Genomic DNA, 19,968 nt, shown 5'->3' with positions numbered 1-19,968 from the left:
TTTTCTAAGGAGAATAACATGAAACAGAATACTATGAAGCGTAAGAAAAGAGCATTTTTCACGTTAATAGGTATCGCTTTTATTATAGTTGTAATTTATATCTTTTACCGTTTTAATATAATACCCCATAAAAAATACAGCAATGAGGATTTTAACATACAGCAGTATGTAAGTGAAGTGGACAGAGATTCTGACGGAATTGATGACCAAACCGATATTTTAGAAGGCGTTCGCAATTATGTCTCCACAAACCCCAAATATAAAAGCAAATATTACGAAACCGGTTATCCTGATGATGAGTACGGAGTTTGCACCGATGTTGTGGCGTTTGGATTACGGAGTGGGGGATATGACTTAATGGAACTTGTGAACGAAGATATACTTAACCACAGGGAGTTGTACAACATAGAAACGGTAAACAAAAATATTGATTTTAGAAGGGTGCGAAATTTAAGGGTATATTTTACAAATAACGCAATTTCACTTACAACAGACAGATCAGACATTGAGCAGTGGCAAGGCGGAGATATTGTTGTATTTAACGGGCATATCGGAATTGTATCAGATAACAGAAACAAAAAAGGTGTGCCATTTATAATTCATCATGCATACCCTTTTCAGATTAATTATGAAGAAGATATTCTTGAAAATCGTAACGATATTATTGGACATTATAGAATTAGCTGAAGCATTAGCTTAAAGACAACAAAATAGGCGAGAAGATTTTAATGACGTCAAAGGTGGATTCCGCAAGCCTGGCCTGATTATGCATGATGGTGCTATTGTTGATGCAACTATGGTTTCTGCCCCAAATTCCACGAAGAATAAGGCTGGCAAACGTGACACAGAGATGCAACAGACGAAAAAAGGAAACCATTGGCACCATGGAATGAAGATTCATTCTGGTGCGGATGCTGGAAGTGGTTATGTCCATACAAAAGATGCTTAAAAAAGGTCGAAATATGAGGATTTTGAGGTTTTGAATAAAATCCTTTTGTGCCATAAATTTTCCAAAGTCCTTGAAAATTACTTTTTGAGAAATGGTCAATCCTTAAGGTTGAGTGGACAAATTACCATTTTTGTAGGTGAGGAGATAGGATTATGAAAGGGTAGATAGGTTTACAATAATGTTTATAATAGCCTGATTATCAATGCCGAAGAAGGGCTCAATGATAATTAGGCTATTGAAATTTGAATAAGAATTTTTATTTCCCCAGTGGCCGTTCAATGTCATATTCAGTAGTTTTTGATGGAACGATAGCGTGTATCCTTCAATTATCAATTATCGTGTTATCAGGAGGGTTTAGTCAGTGGATTGTATATCGGAAATTAGATAGTTGAGTTGCTGATTTAGATACCAAAGTTTAAGTTGAGGATTGAGTCGTGTCTACAATGCGTGAAATTTACAAACTACGTAACCAATCATTGATATGATGATGCCATGAGTGAAGAAACCGCCTCTTCCATGCTGTACATATTCTTATCTTTATCCATTAACCATTTGGCAGCATAAATGGCCCCCTGCCCAAACGCAGCTCTGTTCAGTGATTCATGTTTAATTCGTATCGTCTGATTTGGCAACCCAAAAATTACTTCATGCGTACCAACAATTCCTCCTACACGAATTGATTTGATATGTTCCTTACTATCGAGGTCTAAATCGTGCGCTATTCGTAAAGCTGTTCCGGATACACTCTTTTTTTTCATAAAATGTTCTTCAATAATTACAATATCTGCACTAGGAGAAATTTTTTTAAAAAGTTTGGAAGCCTCTATTAAAAAATTAATGCCCAATGTAATATTAGGTGAGTAGAGGACAGGAGTTTTTTTACTCATAGCCTGTAATAGTTTAAAGTTATGCTCATCATAATTAGATATGGCAGAAACGATGCGTATACCTAGATCGCCAGCATTTTTATATTCATTAACTGAGAATGGATTTGAAAAATCAATAATGACGTCAACTTTGTTTAATTTGTAAAACGTTTCAAAATCTGTATTCTTAACAGAAAATATTTTACCTTCATCATGGTTAAAACCCAATATGCGACTAGCATATTCTCCTTCATTCATTGTGGTATTTCTCATTACCCAGCATAGTTTTAGATTGGTATCCTCAATAATTTCCTGTGCTACTACCGAACCTGTTTTACCAAATCCAAAAAGACCAATGGTTATTTGTTCCATACGTAATACCTCCTTTGTTGTTTGTTTTTTATTTTGAAATTTATCTTGTTTTTATTAGAAAGTAAAAATAAATTAACTGAAAACAAAAAGCTACAGGAATATCCCCGTAGCGCAAAATAGCAAATAAAATAAAGAGTAGTAGAATGTAGGTATACTTTTATCTTCTTTTCTTGCGCTTACGAGATTAGCTGACGGATTCGGATTGAAAAGAATATCCTACACAAAATTGTGATTCACCCCAAAATATTGGTTCTCCCATTCCATAAATGGATTCAGCGTGTTTTCAATATGAAATTAATAAATCTATTGCAAAGATTTCCTACCATATCAATCATTGTGAATTAACCAAACAATGATAAAAGAACACCCGAACCATAGGAAACCAATTACATCTCAACATCTGGTCACATGGCATGCATCAACAGATAATTGAATTCTAATGTTTGCGGTTTCAGGAACTCAAAACCGGTCGCTGTGGCACTGAAGTAACTTCAAGAAAAATGGTTAAATATTATAAAAAAAGAACTTCAATAAAGAAGCTCCCACCCTTTAAACTTAAGGCTTGAAAGAGTAAATAACTGCCAACCAAAAAGTATATTTTTATTTTATCATTTTTAAAAAGAACTGTCAATAAAAAACAATATTAGGTAATTGGTTCCCACACATAATGATTAAAGCTATTTTTCTTCTTAAAAATGGCCGGTTCCAAATTTTTAATTGTATAGAAATAGTGCTTGGTATAAATATAAAGATGTGTTTGAAGCTATAAAATTTTATAATTGGAAGGCTAGTTTAAAACCCATATTGCTTTACCTCCTTTGTTACTATAGTACTACAAGCGACAGAAACTGATATAGGAGCGGCATTATGAGATTATATGAAGGGAAATCGTTGAATTAAAAGAAATTTACACCTCTTATTTAAAGAAATAAATTATTGCCTTTGCAAATACAAATGGTGAGACAATTTATATTGGTGTACAGGATAGCAGAGAAATCATTGGTGTTGACAACGCTTATTTTGTAATGCAACAAATCTCCAATTCTCTAAGAGATAGTATCAGACCGGATGTTTCTATGTTTACTAATATTGAATTATTACAAGAAGAAAAAATGTATTCTATGAAACTGTCCGTAAGCCAAGGTAATATGAAAAAAAGTACAAGTAATTAGTAAACAAAAATTCGTTCACCTTCTTTTGCAAGAATACTCTGGACCATATTGGGTGTGTAGCACCTTCAAAAAACTATGACATTGGTAAGACAAACGCTTAAATATGTCTTGCTGATGTCATATTATCCTCTTATAATGAAAAGTAAGAGGTGGAAAAACATGCAGATCAACAGATTATTTGAAATGGTGTATTTATTATTAAATAAAGAGAGCGTTACCGCAGGTGAAATGGCAAAGCATTTTGAGGTTTCCCCTCGCACAATTTATCGTGATGTAGAACTGTTGTCATCGGCGGGTATTCCTATTTATATGACCAAAGGCAAAGGGGGAGGAATCTCACTTTTACCTGACTTTGTTTTGAACAAAACGGTGCTGACCGAAAATGAAAAGGCAGATATTCTTTCCGCACTACACGCAATGGATTCCGTTAGCTTAGAAAAAACAGATACAGCCGTCAAAAAACTTTCCTCACTTTTTGGGAATGATGATAGTGACTGGGTTGAGGTGGACTTTTCTGGATGGTCAAACGCTGAGTCAGAGGCCTTGACATTCTCTACGTTAAAAAATGCAATTCTTCAAAAGGTTGTCGTGAAATTCTTATATCATGGTGGTGAAAGCAACATAGAGCGAGAAGTTGAACCGCTAAAGCTTTGTTTTAAGGGGCAAGGGTGGTATCTCTATGGCTATTGCCGCGTAAGAAACGACTACCGTTTCTTCAAACTTCGTCGCATTAAAAAACTGACGGTTTTAACAGAACAATTTAAACGTCAAAAGCCTGAAAAAATATTTAATGGTGGCGAGGTGTTTCAGGATGATTTTGTCACAATAACCCTTAAATGTTCAGAAGAAATGGCTTATCGGGTTTATGATGAATTTCCAAATTGTGAGCTTCTGCCAGACGGCAGCTTCAAAGCAACGCTTACTATGCCCCGAGGTCAATGGGTATATCACTACCTTGCCACCTTTGGTGAACATTGCGAGATATTGGAGCCCATAGACATTCGACTGCAAATCAAAGAAAAGTTGCAAAAAACCCTATCCCAATATTTATAATATGACACGCTATTGTCTATTTAAATATGATATGCTTTGCGTGTAGATTGGAGGCTCGCAAATGGAGAAGTTGATTATAAGAAGAAGTTTAAGGAGCCATATCATCTAAAATTAGTGCCGTTTGTGGCAGATGTGCCACAAATGAAGTTTATCGGGATAGATGGTCATGGCAACCCTAACGAGGAAAACGGTAAATATCAAGGGGCTGTTGAAACACTGTATGTATTGTCTTATGCTATTAAAATGATGCCGAATAGCGGTAATACGCCGACAGATTACTTTGAATATGTCGTGCCGCCGCCTGTGAAATTACAGCAAAGAAAAAGCCGCATCTTGACCTTACAAAAGCAAGGCTTGTAACTCTTACCGAGGGCCTTTGTGTACAGTGTATGCATCAAAGCAGCTTTCATGATGAGCCTGCAACCCTTGCAAAGATGAAAGCATTTATAGCAGAGAATGGTCTGCAAAATGATTTGTCCGAGACTCGCCGTTATCATGAAATTTATCTTTTTGATCCAAGAAAAGTTGAAAGTGCAAAGATGAAAACTGTGCTGCGTGTTCCTGTCAGAAGAAAAGAAGGGGAGAAAAACTTATGAAATTAGATGGTTTTGGAATTTTCGTGAAAGACATGCCAATCATGGTACGCTTTTACCGTGATGTTCTTGGTTTTGAAATTAAGGAGGAAGAAAATGCAAGTAATGTCTATCTGCTGAAAGATGGAACTTTGTTTTTGCTTTTTCGTAGAAGTGATTTTGAACAGATGACAAAAAGGTCATTTTCTTATGCAAAAGGTATTAATGGTCATTATGAAATTGCTATGAGTGTTGAAAACTATGATGCAGTAGATGATACATTCAAAAGAGTTGTTTCAAAAGGTGCAGTGTCTGTCTTAGAACCTACAACAGAACCGTGGGGACAGAGGACTTGCTATGTTGCAGATCCAGAGGGCAACTTAATTGAAATCGGCTCCTTTACAAAATAAGAACAGTACCATAGGAGGACTGTGAATGTCATCATCAATGGATTATGTTGTGAATGTTTGCGAGCTGATGTGCCTTGCAGGGTCTATCACCTACAGAAACCTGTGACCAGCTGCCCATGCCCAAGCCGAAAAGGAAAAAGGAGAGGTGACAAATGGATTATAGAAAAGAATTTGAACGCATGATGGAAACACAAACCGAAATTGCGCTTGCAACATCCGTTGATGAACTGCCCAATGTTCGCATTGTCAATTTTTATTATGACGCAGATAATAAAACGCTGTACTTCTCAAGCTTTGCAGACAATCAAAAAGTAGCGGAGCTGGAACAAAACCCTCGTGTTGCGTTTACCACTATTGCCAAAAATGGTGAGGAGCACGTTCGAGTTAAAAACGGTATGACTCGTAAAAGTACAGTTGCTGTAGAAGAAATCAAGGGCAAGTTTCTTGCAAAGTTGCCGGAATACATTATGAGCATTCCAGATGTACTGCCTGCTCTCGTTTTGTTTGATATTACCTTTGACAATGCTGATGTGGTGCTTGATTTTGAGCACATGGACACTATTACAATATAAGTACAAGCCCTGCTGAAATTAAATCAGCAGGGCTTATTTTTTAGAAGAAGTACATGATTTTTTAAGAAGTGACTGGAGCATTTTGGGTATATAGGAAAAGAACAGATTCCTTCCTCATTTTGGAGTAAGCCTGTTCTTTAAACTAACTGCCGATTTCTATTATGCTCAGCATCGGCCGCTTTGAAATTTACCAGACAGAGTTGCTAGCTGTAAGACATGCCCGTCAATTCTATTTAACAGATCCCTTTTTTTATTGTTTGGCGCAGAGTCAATTTTGCAATTTAATATGTAAACGGTAAACACATATGTGTGGATAGCCTTGAATGGTGGCTTCGGACCCTTATATCTATTCCTTCCGTATGCAATTCCCTGAATTGCGCCGTCCAGACTATCTACATATTTGCCATGAGGTATTCCCTCTGGTATAACCTTTTGTACCGGTATATTCCATATCACCCAATGGTTATAGTTGGGAAATATGGGATGTGATGCATCATCTAGCATAATCAAAATTGATTTTGCATTTTGAGTTATCCCCACTAATTCTAGTTCCGGCGATACATTGTCTCCTCGAGCTGTATATCTTATAGGTATCCAATCACCCTCATCAAATGCATTGCTTTTAAGTTTTAATGTTTCCATGCATTTTCCCCCTATGCCAATTATACGAATACAGTACCATAAATTGTTGAGAATTTCCAATCTTTATGCGAGTATGCACTGGGCTATACTTGGAATGTGATGGCTAAATAAAATGAGGGCAACCAAGCCCTAAAAATGGCGACATTGCCCACACTTTCGTAGTTATCAAGATTAGCTTTACTAGTGCTGATTTAGGCATACGAATGGGTATGCTGATAATCACAGCGACATACTGGAATTTGATAACGGTACATTATTATGGATAAGAAGCATTTAATCTAATGTCTAAAATGCAGTCCTAACAATCAACGGGAAAAACCGAAATTGTATTTTCATTTTTTGAGTATTCTCTTTAAGTAGGCGACATCTAACAAATTCACCGTCTCAAAATCTCCTTTATAAAACACACCCCAGTTATTGAAAACACAAGGCAATTCCTTTGCTTTTTGTAGCGTATCCACTTGAATGAAAGATACAGGAACATCATTTATTTCACAATACTGTTTTATCATCTCAATGTTTTGATAGACATAAGGGCATTGCATATCATAATAAATTGTTAGTTCTTTGCTTTCAATTTTTGGGGTTTTAGCCTTTTGTGCGAACTTTGGTGTTGTTCCGTCAAAAGAAAGTGCAAGCAATTCATATCCATTATCGGTGATATCAACAACCTCAAAGCCGAACTTTTTTACAAATGATTGGTCAGAAAGCCATGATTTTTGTTTTTTAGCTCCAAGCATACAAATGCCGGATTTGCCCTTTTCTTTGGCATCAGCCATACAATACTCCATCAGCGATTTCCCATACCCTTTTCCTTTGTAACTACCAGAAATCCATAAACAATACAGATAATAATAGTTTTTACCAGTAATGGGAACCCAAGCAGTTTCAAGAGGAGCGTATTCAATAAAAACAGTAGCCTTTGCATTTAGCTTTCTAAAGACATGACCCTCATTTAGTCGGTCAGAAAGCCATTTCCGCTTCGCTTCAACGCCCGGATGGAGCTTTTTACTGCGGATAATGCAGCACAAATGCTCAACCCCAAGGTTTTCTGTTGTTAAGTTTACAAAATCAGTATTCAAATTTTCCATTCTACAGCCTCACAATCCTTCCAAATTCACATTTGGTTTATCCGTTAATAGGATAATGTAAATTTGTTCTCAAAGCGTTAAGTTTCACACGACCGTTCAAAAAAGGTTTATTTGGTAGATATTAGTATAATTTTACCATATCAAAGTGAAATGTTCAACAGATTCAATTTGAACATGGGGAAGGAGTGAGGTTTCATGAAAACCCTATGAAGGTGATATTTGGAGCAATGAATTGCTTCCGTAACCTGTTCCAAATCCAACTTTTCCGTTCATAAAATGCTTAAATGTGAAAAATACATTGGTGATGCCATGTTGTAGAAAACATATACAGTGGATTTTCAAAAAGTGAAATAGTTATAGTTTGAAAGAATTAATTTATGGAGCTAAATTTATGAAACTAAGATGAAAGTTTAAAATTGGATTGAAACTAAAGTATCACTATGCTATAATAAACAAAGGTAATTAAGTTCCGAAATTACTATAATACCATTGTTACTTTAGGAGAAACTGTTCATGACAAAAGGACAAATTGAGTCGAAAATAAGCGAAGCAATAAGTAAGTTTGAAATTGAACAAATGGGACGTGGACCAGAAAAGATACGGACAATTATTATACAAGATGTAATTTTTATTAGATTGAAAGGGTTTTTAAGCCCCTCGGAGAAAAATTTAGCCCAAAACCGTGAAGGTGTAGAGCTAATAAAAAAAGTAAGAACTGCTCTATTCGAAAACGCACGAATGAACTTAGAGGGTGCCATTAAGTCCGTAATTGATGTTAACGTGATTAGTACGTATTCAGATGTTAGCACGAAAACAGGAGAAAAGATTATAGCAGTTGTTGTGGATAAAAATGTTGAAGAAAGTATAAATGAATAGAATTGGAAGACTAATGAAAGGTTTTATACCAGTCACATAGTTAGCCAATAACAATTTTCCTTATGGGATTTGTTATTGGCTTTTTTTTATTACGAATGAGGGGTGCATAATGGTTAAAAGTAAAATCAATAAAATATATCCTCCGGCAACGATCGGAGTCGTTGGAGGGGGACAGCTTGGCAGGATGATTGTTTTTGAAGCGAAACGAATGGGTTATTCTGTTGTTGTGTTAGACCCAAAAGGAAATTCACCAGCTGGGCAAGTGGCAGATCAACAAATTGTTGCAGGATTTGAAGACATCGGGGCTTATCGAGAGTTAGCTGGAAAAACTGACGTAATTACTTTTGAATTTGAGCATATTAGCGTAGAAATTTTAGAATTAATTGAAAACGAAGGAGTTAAGGTGATACCATCTTCAAGAACACTGAATGTTATCCAAAATAAGTACAAACAGAAAACGATGCTGAAGAAAATTGGCGTAAAAGTTCCTAAATTTAGCATGGTATGTAATTTAGAAGACTTGAAAATAGAATTTCAGCGTTTGAATCAAAAGGCTATTTTGAAGACCTGTACGAATGGTTATGATGGAAAAGGTAATGTAATTATTAAAGATGTAGCTGATTTAGAAAATGCATATCACATATTTGGTGAACAAGAGATTTTCATAGAAGAACTAATTGATTTTGTAAAAGAAGTTTCAATTATTGTGGTCAACAATGATTCGGGAGTGTTTTTTTATCCAGTGGTTGAAAATGTCCATCATAATAGCATTTTAATAAAAACACTGATACCCGCCTCGTTATCCCATGAAGTGTTTCACAAGATTCATATAGCTTGTGAAAAAATCGTTGAAGAATTAAATGATTCAGGCGTGTTTTGTATTGAATTTTTTGTAGATAAAAACCTTGAAGTTTTGGTTAACGAAATTGCACCACGACCTCACAATTCAGGCCATTATACAATTGAAGGCTGTGAAACCTCTCAATTTGAGCAGTTGCTTCGGGTGGTTTGTGGAATGCCAGCCGGATCAACTCAGCTAAAAACACCCTGTGCAATGTACAATATTCTAGGCAATCAAAGTGTAGATGGGGAATATGTGGTTAGTGAGCTAGATGCAGTATTAAATATACCAAATTGCTATTTTCATTTGTATGGAAAACCAGAAACGAGCAATTTGAAAAAAATCGGACATATAACAGCTTTAGATGATACTGTTGAGGCTGCGGATTACAAAGGGAAAAAAGCTTTAGAGTTGCTAACTGTTAGAAAAAGGACGCTTGTTTCTGCTGTCAGCAACAAGACCTAATCGGAAAAGAGGAAGATTGGGTAATACTCAAAAGTAAATTCAGAATCATTTTTAATTAGGAGATGTGTTTATGAAAAAAGAAGAAAGCAATAAAATGAATCCCAAAGTAGGGATTATCATGGGCAGTGAATCGGATTTAAAAGTGATGAAAAATGCTGCTTTTATAATGCAAGAATTATCCATACCCTATGAAATTAAAGTCGTTTCTGCACATCGAACACCAGAGAGAATGTTTGAATATGCAAAATCTGCTCACAATAGAGGAATAGCGATTATTATTGCAGGGGCTGGTGGAGCTGCTCATTTACCTGGGATGGTTGCTTCTATGACGCAACTTCCAGTAATTGGTGTTCCTATACGGCTTAAAGAGTTAGAGGGGTTAGATTCTTTAATGTCCATTGTACAAATGCCAGGTGGCGTGCCTGTTGCAACTGTTGGAATCAATAATGCAAAAAATGCAGGTCTTTTAGCTGCACGAATACTTGGGATAAACAATCACGAACTATACGAAAAATTGAATGAGAGAAGAGAACTGATAAAAGAAACAATGATATATGACTTAAATGAAAAAATAGAGGGGTGTATAAATTCTGATGAGATTACAACAAACGAAATTGGCAGAAACAATAAAATATAATAAGAGATGGGTATATATTGTTTTAGGTATTATTTTTATGATGTTTTTAGGAACTGTATATTCTTATAGTGTATTCAGAGTTGCATTAGAGAAGGAATTGATGATAGGTGCTGCTGAAAGCGGAATGCCATATATGGTTGCATTGGCTTTCTATGCATTGTTTATGTTTCTAACTGGCAAATATATTGAGAAGGTTCAAGCGAAAAAAATATTAATACTTGGCGGTTTGCTTGTTTCCTTAGGTTGGATATTGTCATCTTTTGTTACGAATATAATTTTGCTAACGATTACCTATGGATGTATTAGTGGCGCGGGTGTTGGAATAGCTTATGGTGTTCCCATGTCTGTCATTGCAAAGTGGTTCCCGGATAAAAAAGGGATTGCAGTTGGGTTGATTCTTATCGGATTCGGACTCTCTCCTCTCGTAATGGCTCCAATTGCCAGATCTTTAGTTGAAAGTTATGGCGTAATGAAAACATTTTTCATTCTTGGAGTGAGTTTTGCTGTGGTGTTGCCAATTTTAGCGATTCCTTTTAAATATCCAAGTGACGAAGAGGTGTTAGTTTTCAATAAAAAAGCAAATAAGAGCGCCGAAACTTCACGGGATTTAACATTAAAACAAATGATTAGAACAAAGAGCTTTAAAGGTTTATATTTTAATTTTATGATTGGTACAATGATAGGACTTATGGTGGTTGGGATGACGATCAACGTAGGCTTAGACTACTTTCAGCTTGATTCATCAACTGTGACAAGAACAATGGCGATTTTCGCTATTTTTAATGGGGTTGGAAGACCAGCATTTGGTTGGGTTACAGATCGATATTCATCTAGAAAGGCAATGATAATTTCATATATTTTGATTATGTCATCTGCAATGGGGCTAGTCATATTAGGCAAACATACTTTTGTTTATATCCTAACTTTTTCAATCTTCTGGTTTAATTTGGGTGGATGGCTGGCAATTGCACCAACTTCAACAATTAAGTTATATGGAATAAAGAATAATAGTGAAAATTATGGATTGGTGTTTACGGCCTATGGTATGGGTGCGATTGCAGGTGTTTCAACTTCTGGATTGATACTTGATTATTATGGAAATTATGATTATGTATTCTATTATATCATTGCGCTATGCATGGTTGGTATAATTTTGACAACCAAGTATATTAAAAATAAAACTGAAAAGCTTGGTTGAATCTCCATATTTGGGAAATAAAATTATTCGTTTGTCCCCAATGTGGTTCTATTAAGTATAAACAATTAACTTCTTTACATTGAAATACCGCCCAGATGAAGAAAAAGATGTTTATGGAAATACTCGATGATAAATATAGGGGAAGCCATGTAATTAAAATCACAGAAAGACTTGCAAATATATTTAATGGCCAAGGTTTTACTGGATATTCCCTAGAAATGGTGATACATGTGGGAAACAAGATAAAGAAATAAAATGGTTTCAAATGATAGTTAACCATGTTTGACTCCTTTTTCATAGGAAATGCCATATGTAACTCCCTATAATGAGGAAGATTGTTAAGCCGAATTTAGTAGTAAGGTATTATATTTCAGCTTACTTAATCTAAAACATGATGCTAAAAAAGCAAAAAAATTAATATTTCGGATTTAGTCTAAAACATCGGATTAATATGAGGTAACTTCAATCAAAAAAACATCCCACAGTAGTCGGGGTTTTTCATTAAACAAAAAGAGGACACGGCAGATCCGTGTCCTCAATATTTGTTTATAAAGCATTAAAACCTGTTGGAAGATATGAATTAAGACGATAAAAATCAAAAAGATGCTGATATGTCAATGAACGAATTTGTTCTAAATCTCTTTTACGCATAGCTGTTACCAATGGTTTATGGTGACAAATCTGAACCATGCTATCTTCAATATCTGTATATTTTGAAATTTGAATTAAATATATTTGTTGATATATTTCTTGTTGTTGTTCAATTAGCTTTTGATTTTTTGATATTTCAGAAATGGCTAAATGGAAATCACAGTCTTTTCTAATTCGTCCGTATACATCTCCTTGAGAAGACGCATATTCACATATTTCGGCTAATTGATCCAAATGATCAAAATCGGCTGCACTTCCATAATAGGAGGCTAATTGTTGTGATAAAAGGTCTAGCGATAGACGTACAGCACCAATCTCTCTTATTTCCTCATCTGAAAATTCTGATACGGTTGCACCTTTATTTGCCTCAATTCTCACCAGTCCTTCGGAAGCTAAGCGTCTAAGGGCATCATGAACAGGGGTTCTGCTGAGAGACAGTTTTTTTGCAATTTGAACCTCTGAAATACGTGCGCCAGGAAGCAATTCCAATTGAAAAATCATTTCCTTAATTTTTTCATATGCAATACTGCTCTGTGATCTCATTCATACCCTCCTGTTGTTTTAATAAGTTAATATACTACAGCAGTATATCTCAGTTTATGCTTTTGGTCAAATAATTTTCATTTGCATGCTTTAAAAAAGTGTCAAGATTACGCATTAAATTTTTGATGGAAAAATAGTTAAAAGCAATTTCAGAATCATTAACTGAATGATATTTCAGAACAATTATCGAAATTTTTACTAAATATCACATTTCATTTTTGTGAAGTATAGGGTAAATAACAAAGCTCATTGACAAATTGCATGCATCAATATAATATTGAATACATAATTAGTAATTACATGCAATTATTTTTTTAACACGAGAGGGGTCGAAGCATGTCAAAAATAATTGAAATTATGGACGGAAATCAAGCTGCTGCGTATATTTCTTATGCTTTTACTGAAGTAGCTGGCATCTTTCCCATAACGCCGTCATCACCTATGGCAGAGTATGTAGATGAATGGGCGGCAAATGGAAAAAAGAACCTGTTTGATCAACCGGTTCAGATTGTTGAGATGCAGTCAGAAGGCGGTGCTGCCGGTACGGTACACGGTTCTTTGCAATCCGGTGCTTTAACGACTACATATACGGCTTCCCAAGGCTTATTACTTATGATACCGAACATGTATAAAATTGCCGGGGAAATGCTACCGGGGGTATTCCATGTTTCTGCCCGTACACTATCGGCTCACGCATTATCCATTTTTGGTGATCATTCAGATGTTATGGGGGTAAGAAGCACAGGGTTTGCGCTGTTGGCCTCATCCTCTACACAAGAGGTAATGGATATTGGTGCTGCGGCACATTTGGCTGCAATTCATTGCCGCATGCCCATATTACACTTCTTTGATGGCTTCCGTACTTCCCATGAAATTCAGAAAATTGAAGCTTTAGATTATGAGGATTTGCGTCCGTTGGTAGATATGGACGCAATGAAGGCTTTTAGAAAACATGCCCTCAATCCAGAGCATCCGGCAACAAGAGGAACCACTGTGAATCCTGATATTTTCTTTCAATGTCGTGAGGCTTGCAATGAAAAGTTTTCTACAATTCCTGGGGCTGTGGAACATTATTTACAGGAAATTGGTAAAATTACAGGTCGCACTCATCATCTTTTTGATTATTACGGTGCATCCGATGCGGAGAATGTGATTGTTCTTATGGGTTCGGCTGCCGACACTGGAAAAGAAACGGTGGACTATTTAATGTCAAAGGGTGAAAAGGTAGGTTTGATTAATGTTCACTTATATAGACCTTTTTCTGCCGCCCATTTCTTAAAAAGCATGCCTGTTTCTGCGAAACGATTGGCTGTTTTGGATAGAACAAAAGAACCCGGTGCCATAGGTGAACCATTGTATCAAGATATTTGTGCTTTATATAAAGAAAGTGGATTACCCATGGAAATTGTGGGTGGACGTTATGGACTTTCCTCTAAGGATACTACCCCTGGCCAAATTTTGGCAGTCTATGAAAACCTTAAGCAAAAAGCGCCGAAGAACAATTTTACCATTGGCATAGAGGATGATGTATCGTTTACATCTTTGCCTGTTACATGTGAGATTAAAACCTCGCCAGAGGATCAATCAAATGTAATCCTTTGGGGTATGGGTTCTGATGGTACTGTTGGTGCAAATAAGAACTCCATTAAAATTATTGGTCATGCTACAGATTTGTATTGTCAAGCTTATTTTGTTTATGACTCTAAAAAATCAGGTGGTTTAACCCAATCTCACTTACGGTTTGGTAAAGAACCGATTCGTTCTCCATATCTTGTTCATTCAGCAGACTTTGTTGCTTGTCACAAGTCTTCCTATGTAAATAAATATGATATGGTAAAGGATTTAAAAGAAGGTGGTATATTTTTACTCAACTGTAGTTGGGACATGGAAGGGCTTGAGAAAAACTTGCCTGCCTCTATGAAACGAAGCTTGGCAAACAAGAAAGTGAAACTCTATGCCATTAATGCCATAGAGATTGCCCGTAAGCTAGGACTTGGAAACCGTACAAATACGATTTTACAAGCTTCATTTTTCAAGCTTACCAATGTTATTCCTGTGGAAAAAGCTGTTTTAGAAATGAAGGAAGCGATTTACAAGTCATATTATAAGAAAAAGGGTCAAGCTGTTGTTGATATGAACAATGCCTCTATAGAGCATGGGATTCAAGAGCTTAAAGAGATTGAAATTCCAAGTGCTTGGCTTAATGTTCAAGACCCTTCTATACAGGACAACAGTCCGGAATTCATTAAGGAAGTTGTATCGGTTATGAACCGACAAGAGGGCGACAGTTTATCTGTAGCAACATTAAAAAAATACGGCTTAGAAGATGGTACATGGCCTGCAGGTACTTCTAAATACGAAAAACGAGGTGCTGCTGTTGAGGTTCCAGAATGGCAAATGGATGCTTGTATTCAGTGTAATCAATGCTCTTTCGTATGCCCTCATGCAGCCATTCGTCCGATTCTGCTGAATGCTGAAGAGGTTCAGGCTGCACCTGATGGCTTTGCTACGAAAAAAGCGATGGGTTCCGGTTTAGAGAAGTATCAATTCCGTATACAAGTGTCTCCTTATGATTGTACTGGTTGTGGAAGCTGTGCAAATGTATGTCCTGTAAATAAAAAAGCAGAAAATAATGAAAGTAAGGCTTTAATCATGGAAGAATTAGAAAGTCAACTTAGGGAAGCAGAAAACTGGACATACGCTGTTGAAGCTGTAGAAATTAAAAAAGATGCTGTAAATAATAAATCCATTAAAAATTCACAGTTTGCGAAACCTTATTTTGAGTTTTCAGGTGCTTGTGCAGGCTGTGGAGAAACACCGTACATAAAGCTAGTGACACAATTATTTGGTGAGCGGATGTATATCACGAATGCTTCCGGTTGTTCTTCTGCATATGGTGGTTCTACGCCATCTTCTCCATACTGTACGGATAAGAAAGGGTTTGGACCTGCATGGGCAATGTCTTTATTTGAGGACAATGCTGAATATGCTTACGGTTATTTATTAGGTCAAAACGCTGTAAAATTGCAATTGGTTGAAAAAATTAAAACCCTTGCAAAGAGAGGTATAGCAAAAGAAGCTTGTGAAGCATATTTGGAAAACGGTGATAATTCCGAACAATCACGCACCGTTAGCGATTCTTTATTAACTGCCCTTGAAAATAACAATAGCGAGGAGGCTGCTTTTGTTCGTCAAAACCAAGAATTTTTGACAAAGAAAAGTGTATGGGCTTTTGGCGGTGATGGTTGGGCTTATGATATTGGTTATGGTGGCTTAGACCATGTGTTAGCGTCGGGGAAGGATATTAATTTATTAGTTTTAGATACCGAGGTTTATTCGAATACCGGCGGGCAGTCCTCAAAAGCTACGGTAACAGGAGCGATTGCGAAATTCTCTGCTGGTGGAAAGATGACAAAAAAGAAAGATTTAGGACTGATGGCTATGAGCTATGGCTATGTGTATGTGGCACAGGTGGCTATGGGTGCAGACCCTGCACAGACTTTGCGGGCAATTCGCGAGGCAGAAGCCTATCATGGGCCATCCATTGTAATTTGTTATTGCCCGTGTATTGAGCATGGTATGAAATCAAGTATGGGTCTTAGCCAGTTAGAAGAAAAACGTGCAGTTGAAGCGGGATATTGGCATCTTTATCGCTACAATCCTGATTTAAAGGAACAAGGCAAAAATCCATTTTCTCTTGATTCCAAAGAACCATCTGAGGAATTCAAACAATTCCTTTTGGGAGAAAACCGTTATGCCTCATTAAAATTGTCATTCCCTGAAAGAGCGGAACAGTTATATGCAAAAGCAGAAAAAGAGGCGAAAGAAAGACTGGCTACTTATCAAGATTTAGCAAAGAAATAAAAGAAAACTTTTTGGTTTGGAAAGCAACTAATTATTTGAGATAAAAAGGAGGAACAAAAATGACAACAACTGCGAAATTAATGACCCCGAAAGAGTATATTGAGTCCCTTCGCAAGATGAACACCCGTGTTTACATGTTCGGCAAAAAGATTGATAACTGGGTGGACGATCCTATCATTCGTCCATCCATAAACTGTGTTGCTATGACCTATGCCATGGCACAAGACCCGCAACATAAGGATTTGATGACAGTAAAATCCAGTTTAACAGGACATACAATTAATCGTTTTACGCATTTACATCAATCATCAGAAGATTTGATTTATAAAATAAAAATGCTGCGTTTATTGGGTCAAAAGACCGCCAGCTGTTTCCAACGGTGCGTAGGCATGGATGCTTTCAATGCGGTGTTTTCTACAACATTTGAAGTTGATCAGGCACACGGAACAGACTACCACGAGAATTTCAAGAAGTTTTTGACAATGGTACAGGATAACGATTTCACTGTAGATGGTGCGATGACCGACGCAAAGGGTGACCGTTCGAAAGCGCCTCATGAACAGAGCGATCCAGATATGTATCTTCGTGTTGTAGAAAGACGTGAGGATGGCATTGTAGTTTCCGGTGCGAAATGTCATCAGACGGGTTCAATAAACTCTCACTGGCACATTTTTATGCCAACAATTGCCATGAGTGAAGCCGATAAGGACTGGGCAATTTCTTTTGCATGTCCATCTGATGCAGAGGGTATGTATATGATTTATGGACGCCAATCCTGTGATACCCGTAAACTGGAGGATGCAGCCATAGACGTGGGTAATGTTAAATTCTGCGGGCAGGAGGCACTTGTTATTCTTGACCATGTATTTATACCCAATGAAAATATTTTCTTAAATGGGGAACATGAATTTACCGGCATGATGGTAGAGAGATTTGCCGGTTATCATCGTCAAAGCTATGGTGGTTGTAAGGTTGGCGTAGGTGATGTCATCATTGGTGCAACCGCTTTGGCAGCAGAATATAACGGCGTAGAAAAAGCCAGTGCGGTTAAGGATAAGCTGATTGAAATGACCCATCTTAATGAAACACTATACTCCTGTGGGATTGCTTGCTCTTGCGAGGGTTGTGCTACAAAAGCCGGTAATTACCAAATCGATTTATTATTGGCAAATGTTTGCAAGCAAAATGTTACAAGATTTCCTTATGAAATCGTACGTCTTGCGGAAGATATTGCAGGCGGTTTGATGGTTACCATGCCATCAGAAAAGGATTTTAAGTCCGACCTTCCCGTGGGACGAGAGGGAGAAACCATCAGTCAAATTTGTAATAAGTACTTTGCTACCAGAGAAGGTGTCTCTGCGGAGGATCGTCAGCGCGTGATGCGTTTTCTTGAGAATATATGCTTAGGTGCAGCAGCAGTGGGGTATCGTACAGAATCTTTACATGGTGCAGGCTCTCCCCAGGCGCAACGTATTATGATTGCTCGTCAAGGAAACATTCAAGGCAAAAAACAGCTGGCTAAGAATATTGTAGGTATTAAAGAGTAAAAATCTTAGAGAACATAAGATTTGTGTTTAGATGTAAAGGGATGAGGCAAGCTGTATCCCTACTAAATATTAAAAATTCTTGTATTTGTAGGGGGCAATGCCCAACATTAACCTGAAAACAATGATCTACTCTATCCAATTTTAAATAATTAATCTTTTATTAATACGTTCAATGGCTATGCTGTATAGTTCTCCCATTTACTTGGGTGTTGGGAATACTGGGGGCGTGTGTTCGTAGCAATTTCAATAGGAGGTTTAGGTGTGATTTTTAGATGTGTTCTTTTGCTTTACTTGGAGTTATTGATAGATTTACAGAAATTACGTTGGAATTTGTCTAATCACGGTACTTTTAGACAATACGATTGATTTCATCGAACACCTCTGCACCATGTTTTTCAATAATCTGAGAAAGTACATTGCTAGAATACTGATATGCTTTGGTTTTTTCATAGCATTTATATGGTTCAGCAGTCGTAGTATTATCAAGTAAATTTTTAATATTTTCCATTCGCAATCACCTCCAAGTGCCTTGCTTACATAAATTATAAGCATATATAACATTTATGAAAAGTTTGTCACTGCATCAATTATAGTAAAATCAAGCACACCGCAAATTTGTATAAAACAAATATGCGGTGTGCTTAGTTTTATCTGTTTGCCGTATTTGCCACGCACCCAGGCAAGGGGATATGTTGTGCTGCCATTAGCTGGGCATCATAGCCCCGCAATAGGGGTACGATTCCTACGATTTTTTTCCTTGCCAATTGAATAATTTCCTCAACCATCTGCGCACCCTTCATTAAATCAGCACTTTCCTAGTCTAATGTTTAGTAATGCTATTTTTCATCTTGAATTAATAATGCTTGAAGTTCAGGTTTTTCGCCTACCAGACCTATTGCATAAACTGTATAGAATTTGTCTGCACTCAGATTTACATTTGGTACCGTAAGAACTACATTGTCAGTTCCGGCAACTCTAACTTGAAGCGTATAATTCATCGGCATAACATCAATATAAGACGTAATGTGTTCAAATGGAATATTGCTAAAAATCACTGTTCCATCTGGCAATGTAATGTCTACTGCGGGAGCATTTGGCGAAAGATGCAAAAACCGTACCATTGCTTTGCCTGTCTTTTTAACTTCGTTAGCATCAGTAATAGCACGAAATTCTATATCTTTAAGATTTCCGACTGCTGCTACAGTCAATATATAATTTTTATCCACGGTTAACATATCTGATAAGACAGGAGAATCTTTAGTTCCAGCAACATATAGAGATATTTTGTAAATTCCCTCAGGTATAGGCAAATAATCTGTATATTTTCCATAGGCAAGATTACTTACGATTAGTTTGTCGTTAGCATATATATCAACATTAGGAGCATCTGGTACAGTGTGAATTACACGTACGTAACCCATTGGCATTTCTCTTTGGTTAGATATGTTATTTTTATACATGTTTTATCTCTCCCAAATACAGTATGGTATAAAATATGTTTTGATATATTTATTTGTGATGTTTTTATGTTGAAAATTTATCTTAGCAAATACTGTCATTGGTCCTCTGTCAAGATTTAATCAGGGGCAACGACTTAGGCTTATTTGCTCTGATTGCCAATCTTCTTGCAACTGATCCATAGCCTAA

At 36.7% G+C, this 19,968-nt stretch carries 20 protein-coding genes, 1 pseudogene and 1 riboswitch; of the genes and pseudogenes, 14 read left to right on the top strand and 7 right to left on the bottom strand.

Annotated elements, in window-relative coordinates; genetic code table 11:
• Nucleotides 1–18: 18 nt before the first annotated feature.
• Nucleotides 19–687: a DUF1287 domain-containing protein gene (locus CLNEO_RS12535; protein WP_330382604.1), complete on the top strand. Its 669-nt coding sequence runs from the start codon at nt 19–21 to the stop codon at nt 685–687.
• 88 nt (nt 688–775) lie between these two features.
• Nucleotides 776–937, top strand: a pseudogene (locus tag CLNEO_RS12530) (transposase); the annotation flags it as partial.
• 485 nt (nt 938–1,422) lie between these two features.
• On the opposite strand, the gene CLNEO_RS12525 reads toward CLNEO_RS12530, so the two are convergent.
• Complete coding sequence (locus CLNEO_RS12525) at nt 1,423–2,187, bottom strand: 4-hydroxy-tetrahydrodipicolinate reductase (protein WP_066089633.1); 765 nt, start codon at nt 2,185–2,187, stop codon at nt 1,423–1,425.
• A gap of 157 nt (nt 2,188–2,344) precedes the next feature.
• Nucleotides 2,345–2,475, bottom strand: a riboswitch (cyclic di-AMP (ydaO/yuaA leader).
• Nucleotides 2,476–3,119: 644 nt separating this feature from the next.
• On the opposite strand from CLNEO_RS12525, the gene CLNEO_RS16790 reads away from it, so the two are divergent.
• From CLNEO_RS16790 to CLNEO_RS12505, 6 genes are all read left to right on the top strand, one after another.
• On the top strand, nt 3,120–3,359 hold the full coding sequence (locus tag CLNEO_RS16790) for an AlbA family DNA-binding domain-containing protein (RefSeq protein ID WP_083532007.1): 240 nt from the start codon (nt 3,120–3,122) through the stop codon (nt 3,357–3,359).
• A 159-nt stretch (nt 3,360–3,518) separates the two neighbouring features.
• A complete protein-coding gene (locus tag CLNEO_RS12520; RefSeq protein ID WP_066089630.1) occupies nt 3,519–4,412 on the top strand; it encodes a helix-turn-helix transcriptional regulator in 894 nt (297 codons plus the stop codon).
• A gap of 36 nt (nt 4,413–4,448) precedes the next feature.
• Complete coding sequence (locus tag CLNEO_RS16560; protein ID WP_330382603.1) at nt 4,449–4,772, top strand: hypothetical protein; 324 nt, start codon at nt 4,449–4,451, stop codon at nt 4,770–4,772.
• A gap of 29 nt (nt 4,773–4,801) precedes the next feature.
• The gene (locus tag CLNEO_RS16555) at nt 4,802–5,008 is read left to right on the top strand and encodes a hypothetical protein (RefSeq protein WP_330382602.1); all 207 of its coding nucleotides are present in this window, start codon (nt 4,802–4,804) and stop codon (nt 5,006–5,008) included.
• Complete coding sequence (locus CLNEO_RS12510; protein WP_066089627.1) at nt 5,005–5,394, top strand: VOC family protein; 390 nt, start codon at nt 5,005–5,007, stop codon at nt 5,392–5,394. Before CLNEO_RS16555 ends, CLNEO_RS12510 begins: the two co-directional genes overlap by 4 nt.
• A gap of 152 nt (nt 5,395–5,546) precedes the next feature.
• Complete coding sequence (locus CLNEO_RS12505; protein WP_066089624.1) at nt 5,547–5,966, top strand: pyridoxamine 5'-phosphate oxidase family protein; 420 nt, start codon at nt 5,547–5,549, stop codon at nt 5,964–5,966.
• Between the two features lie 165 nt (nt 5,967–6,131).
• Here the strand turns inward: CLNEO_RS12505 and CLNEO_RS12500 are convergent, their stop codons facing one another.
• Together CLNEO_RS12500 and CLNEO_RS12495 are read right to left on the bottom strand one after the other, a co-directional pair.
• Entirely contained in the window at nt 6,132–6,608 is a 477-nt protein-coding gene (locus CLNEO_RS12500; protein WP_066089621.1) for a YbhB/YbcL family Raf kinase inhibitor-like protein, read from the bottom strand.
• A 332-nt stretch (nt 6,609–6,940) separates the two neighbouring features.
• Nucleotides 6,941–7,690 carry a GNAT family N-acetyltransferase gene (locus CLNEO_RS12495; protein ID WP_066089799.1) on the bottom strand — a complete coding sequence of 250 codons (750 nt, stop codon included), beginning with the start codon at nt 7,688–7,690 and terminating at the stop codon, nt 6,941–6,943.
• A 522-nt stretch (nt 7,691–8,212) separates the two neighbouring features.
• Here CLNEO_RS12495 and CLNEO_RS12490 point away from each other — a divergent pair.
• From CLNEO_RS12490 to CLNEO_RS12475, 4 genes are all read left to right on the top strand, one after another.
• Nucleotides 8,213–8,575: a DUF2294 domain-containing protein gene (locus tag CLNEO_RS12490; RefSeq protein WP_066089617.1), complete on the top strand. Its 363-nt coding sequence runs from the start codon at nt 8,213–8,215 to the stop codon at nt 8,573–8,575.
• 109 nt (nt 8,576–8,684) lie between these two features.
• Nucleotides 8,685–9,881, top strand: coding sequence for a 5-(carboxyamino)imidazole ribonucleotide synthase (locus tag CLNEO_RS12485; RefSeq protein WP_066089615.1), 1,197 nt, complete (start codon nt 8,685–8,687; stop codon nt 9,879–9,881).
• Nucleotides 9,882–9,951: 70 nt separating this feature from the next.
• A complete protein-coding gene (gene purE, locus CLNEO_RS12480; RefSeq protein WP_066089612.1) occupies nt 9,952–10,518 on the top strand; it encodes a 5-(carboxyamino)imidazole ribonucleotide mutase in 567 nt (188 codons plus the stop codon).
• Nucleotides 10,475–11,716, top strand: coding sequence for an L-lactate MFS transporter (locus CLNEO_RS12475; protein WP_066089609.1), 1,242 nt, complete (start codon nt 10,475–10,477; stop codon nt 11,714–11,716). Before purE ends, CLNEO_RS12475 begins: the two co-directional genes overlap by 44 nt.
• Before the next feature lie 546 nt (nt 11,717–12,262).
• On the opposite strand, the gene CLNEO_RS12470 is transcribed toward CLNEO_RS12475, so the two are convergent.
• The gene (locus tag CLNEO_RS12470; protein ID WP_066089606.1) at nt 12,263–12,910 is read right to left on the bottom strand and encodes a GntR family transcriptional regulator; all 648 of its coding nucleotides are present in this window, start codon (nt 12,908–12,910) and stop codon (nt 12,263–12,265) included.
• A 336-nt stretch (nt 12,911–13,246) separates the two neighbouring features.
• Between CLNEO_RS12470 and nifJ the strand changes: the two genes are divergently transcribed.
• Nucleotides 13,247–16,774 carry a pyruvate:ferredoxin (flavodoxin) oxidoreductase gene (gene nifJ, locus CLNEO_RS12465; protein ID WP_066089604.1) on the top strand — a complete coding sequence of 1,176 codons (3,528 nt, stop codon included), beginning with the start codon at nt 13,247–13,249 and terminating at the stop codon, nt 16,772–16,774.
• Nucleotides 16,775–16,833: 59 nt separating this feature from the next.
• On the top strand, nt 16,834–18,321 hold the full coding sequence (locus CLNEO_RS12460; protein ID WP_066089600.1) for a 4-hydroxyphenylacetate 3-hydroxylase family protein: 1,488 nt from the start codon (nt 16,834–16,836) through the stop codon (nt 18,319–18,321).
• Between the two features lie 349 nt (nt 18,322–18,670).
• Here CLNEO_RS12460 and CLNEO_RS16125 read toward each other — a convergent pair whose 3' ends face one another.
• The 3 genes from CLNEO_RS16125 to CLNEO_RS12455 form a co-directional block, all read right to left on the bottom strand.
• Entirely contained in the window at nt 18,671–18,829 is a 159-nt protein-coding gene (locus tag CLNEO_RS16125) for a hypothetical protein (RefSeq protein WP_164493070.1), read from the bottom strand.
• A 139-nt stretch (nt 18,830–18,968) separates the two neighbouring features.
• Complete coding sequence (locus tag CLNEO_RS15940; protein ID WP_157723575.1) at nt 18,969–19,106, bottom strand: hypothetical protein; 138 nt, start codon at nt 19,104–19,106, stop codon at nt 18,969–18,971.
• Between the two features lie 51 nt (nt 19,107–19,157).
• A complete protein-coding gene (locus CLNEO_RS12455) occupies nt 19,158–19,781 on the bottom strand; it encodes a DUF4397 domain-containing protein (protein WP_066089597.1) in 624 nt (207 codons plus the stop codon).
• Nucleotides 19,782–19,968: the final 187 nt, after the last annotated feature.

It is taken from the genome of Anaerotignum neopropionicum (assembly GCF_001571775.1).
Classification (GTDB): Bacteria; Bacillota; Clostridia; order Lachnospirales; family Anaerotignaceae; genus Chakrabartyella; species Chakrabartyella neopropionicum.
The sequence above is the reverse complement of the archived record's forward strand: the minus strand, read 5'-3'. Positions and strand labels throughout refer to the sequence as shown.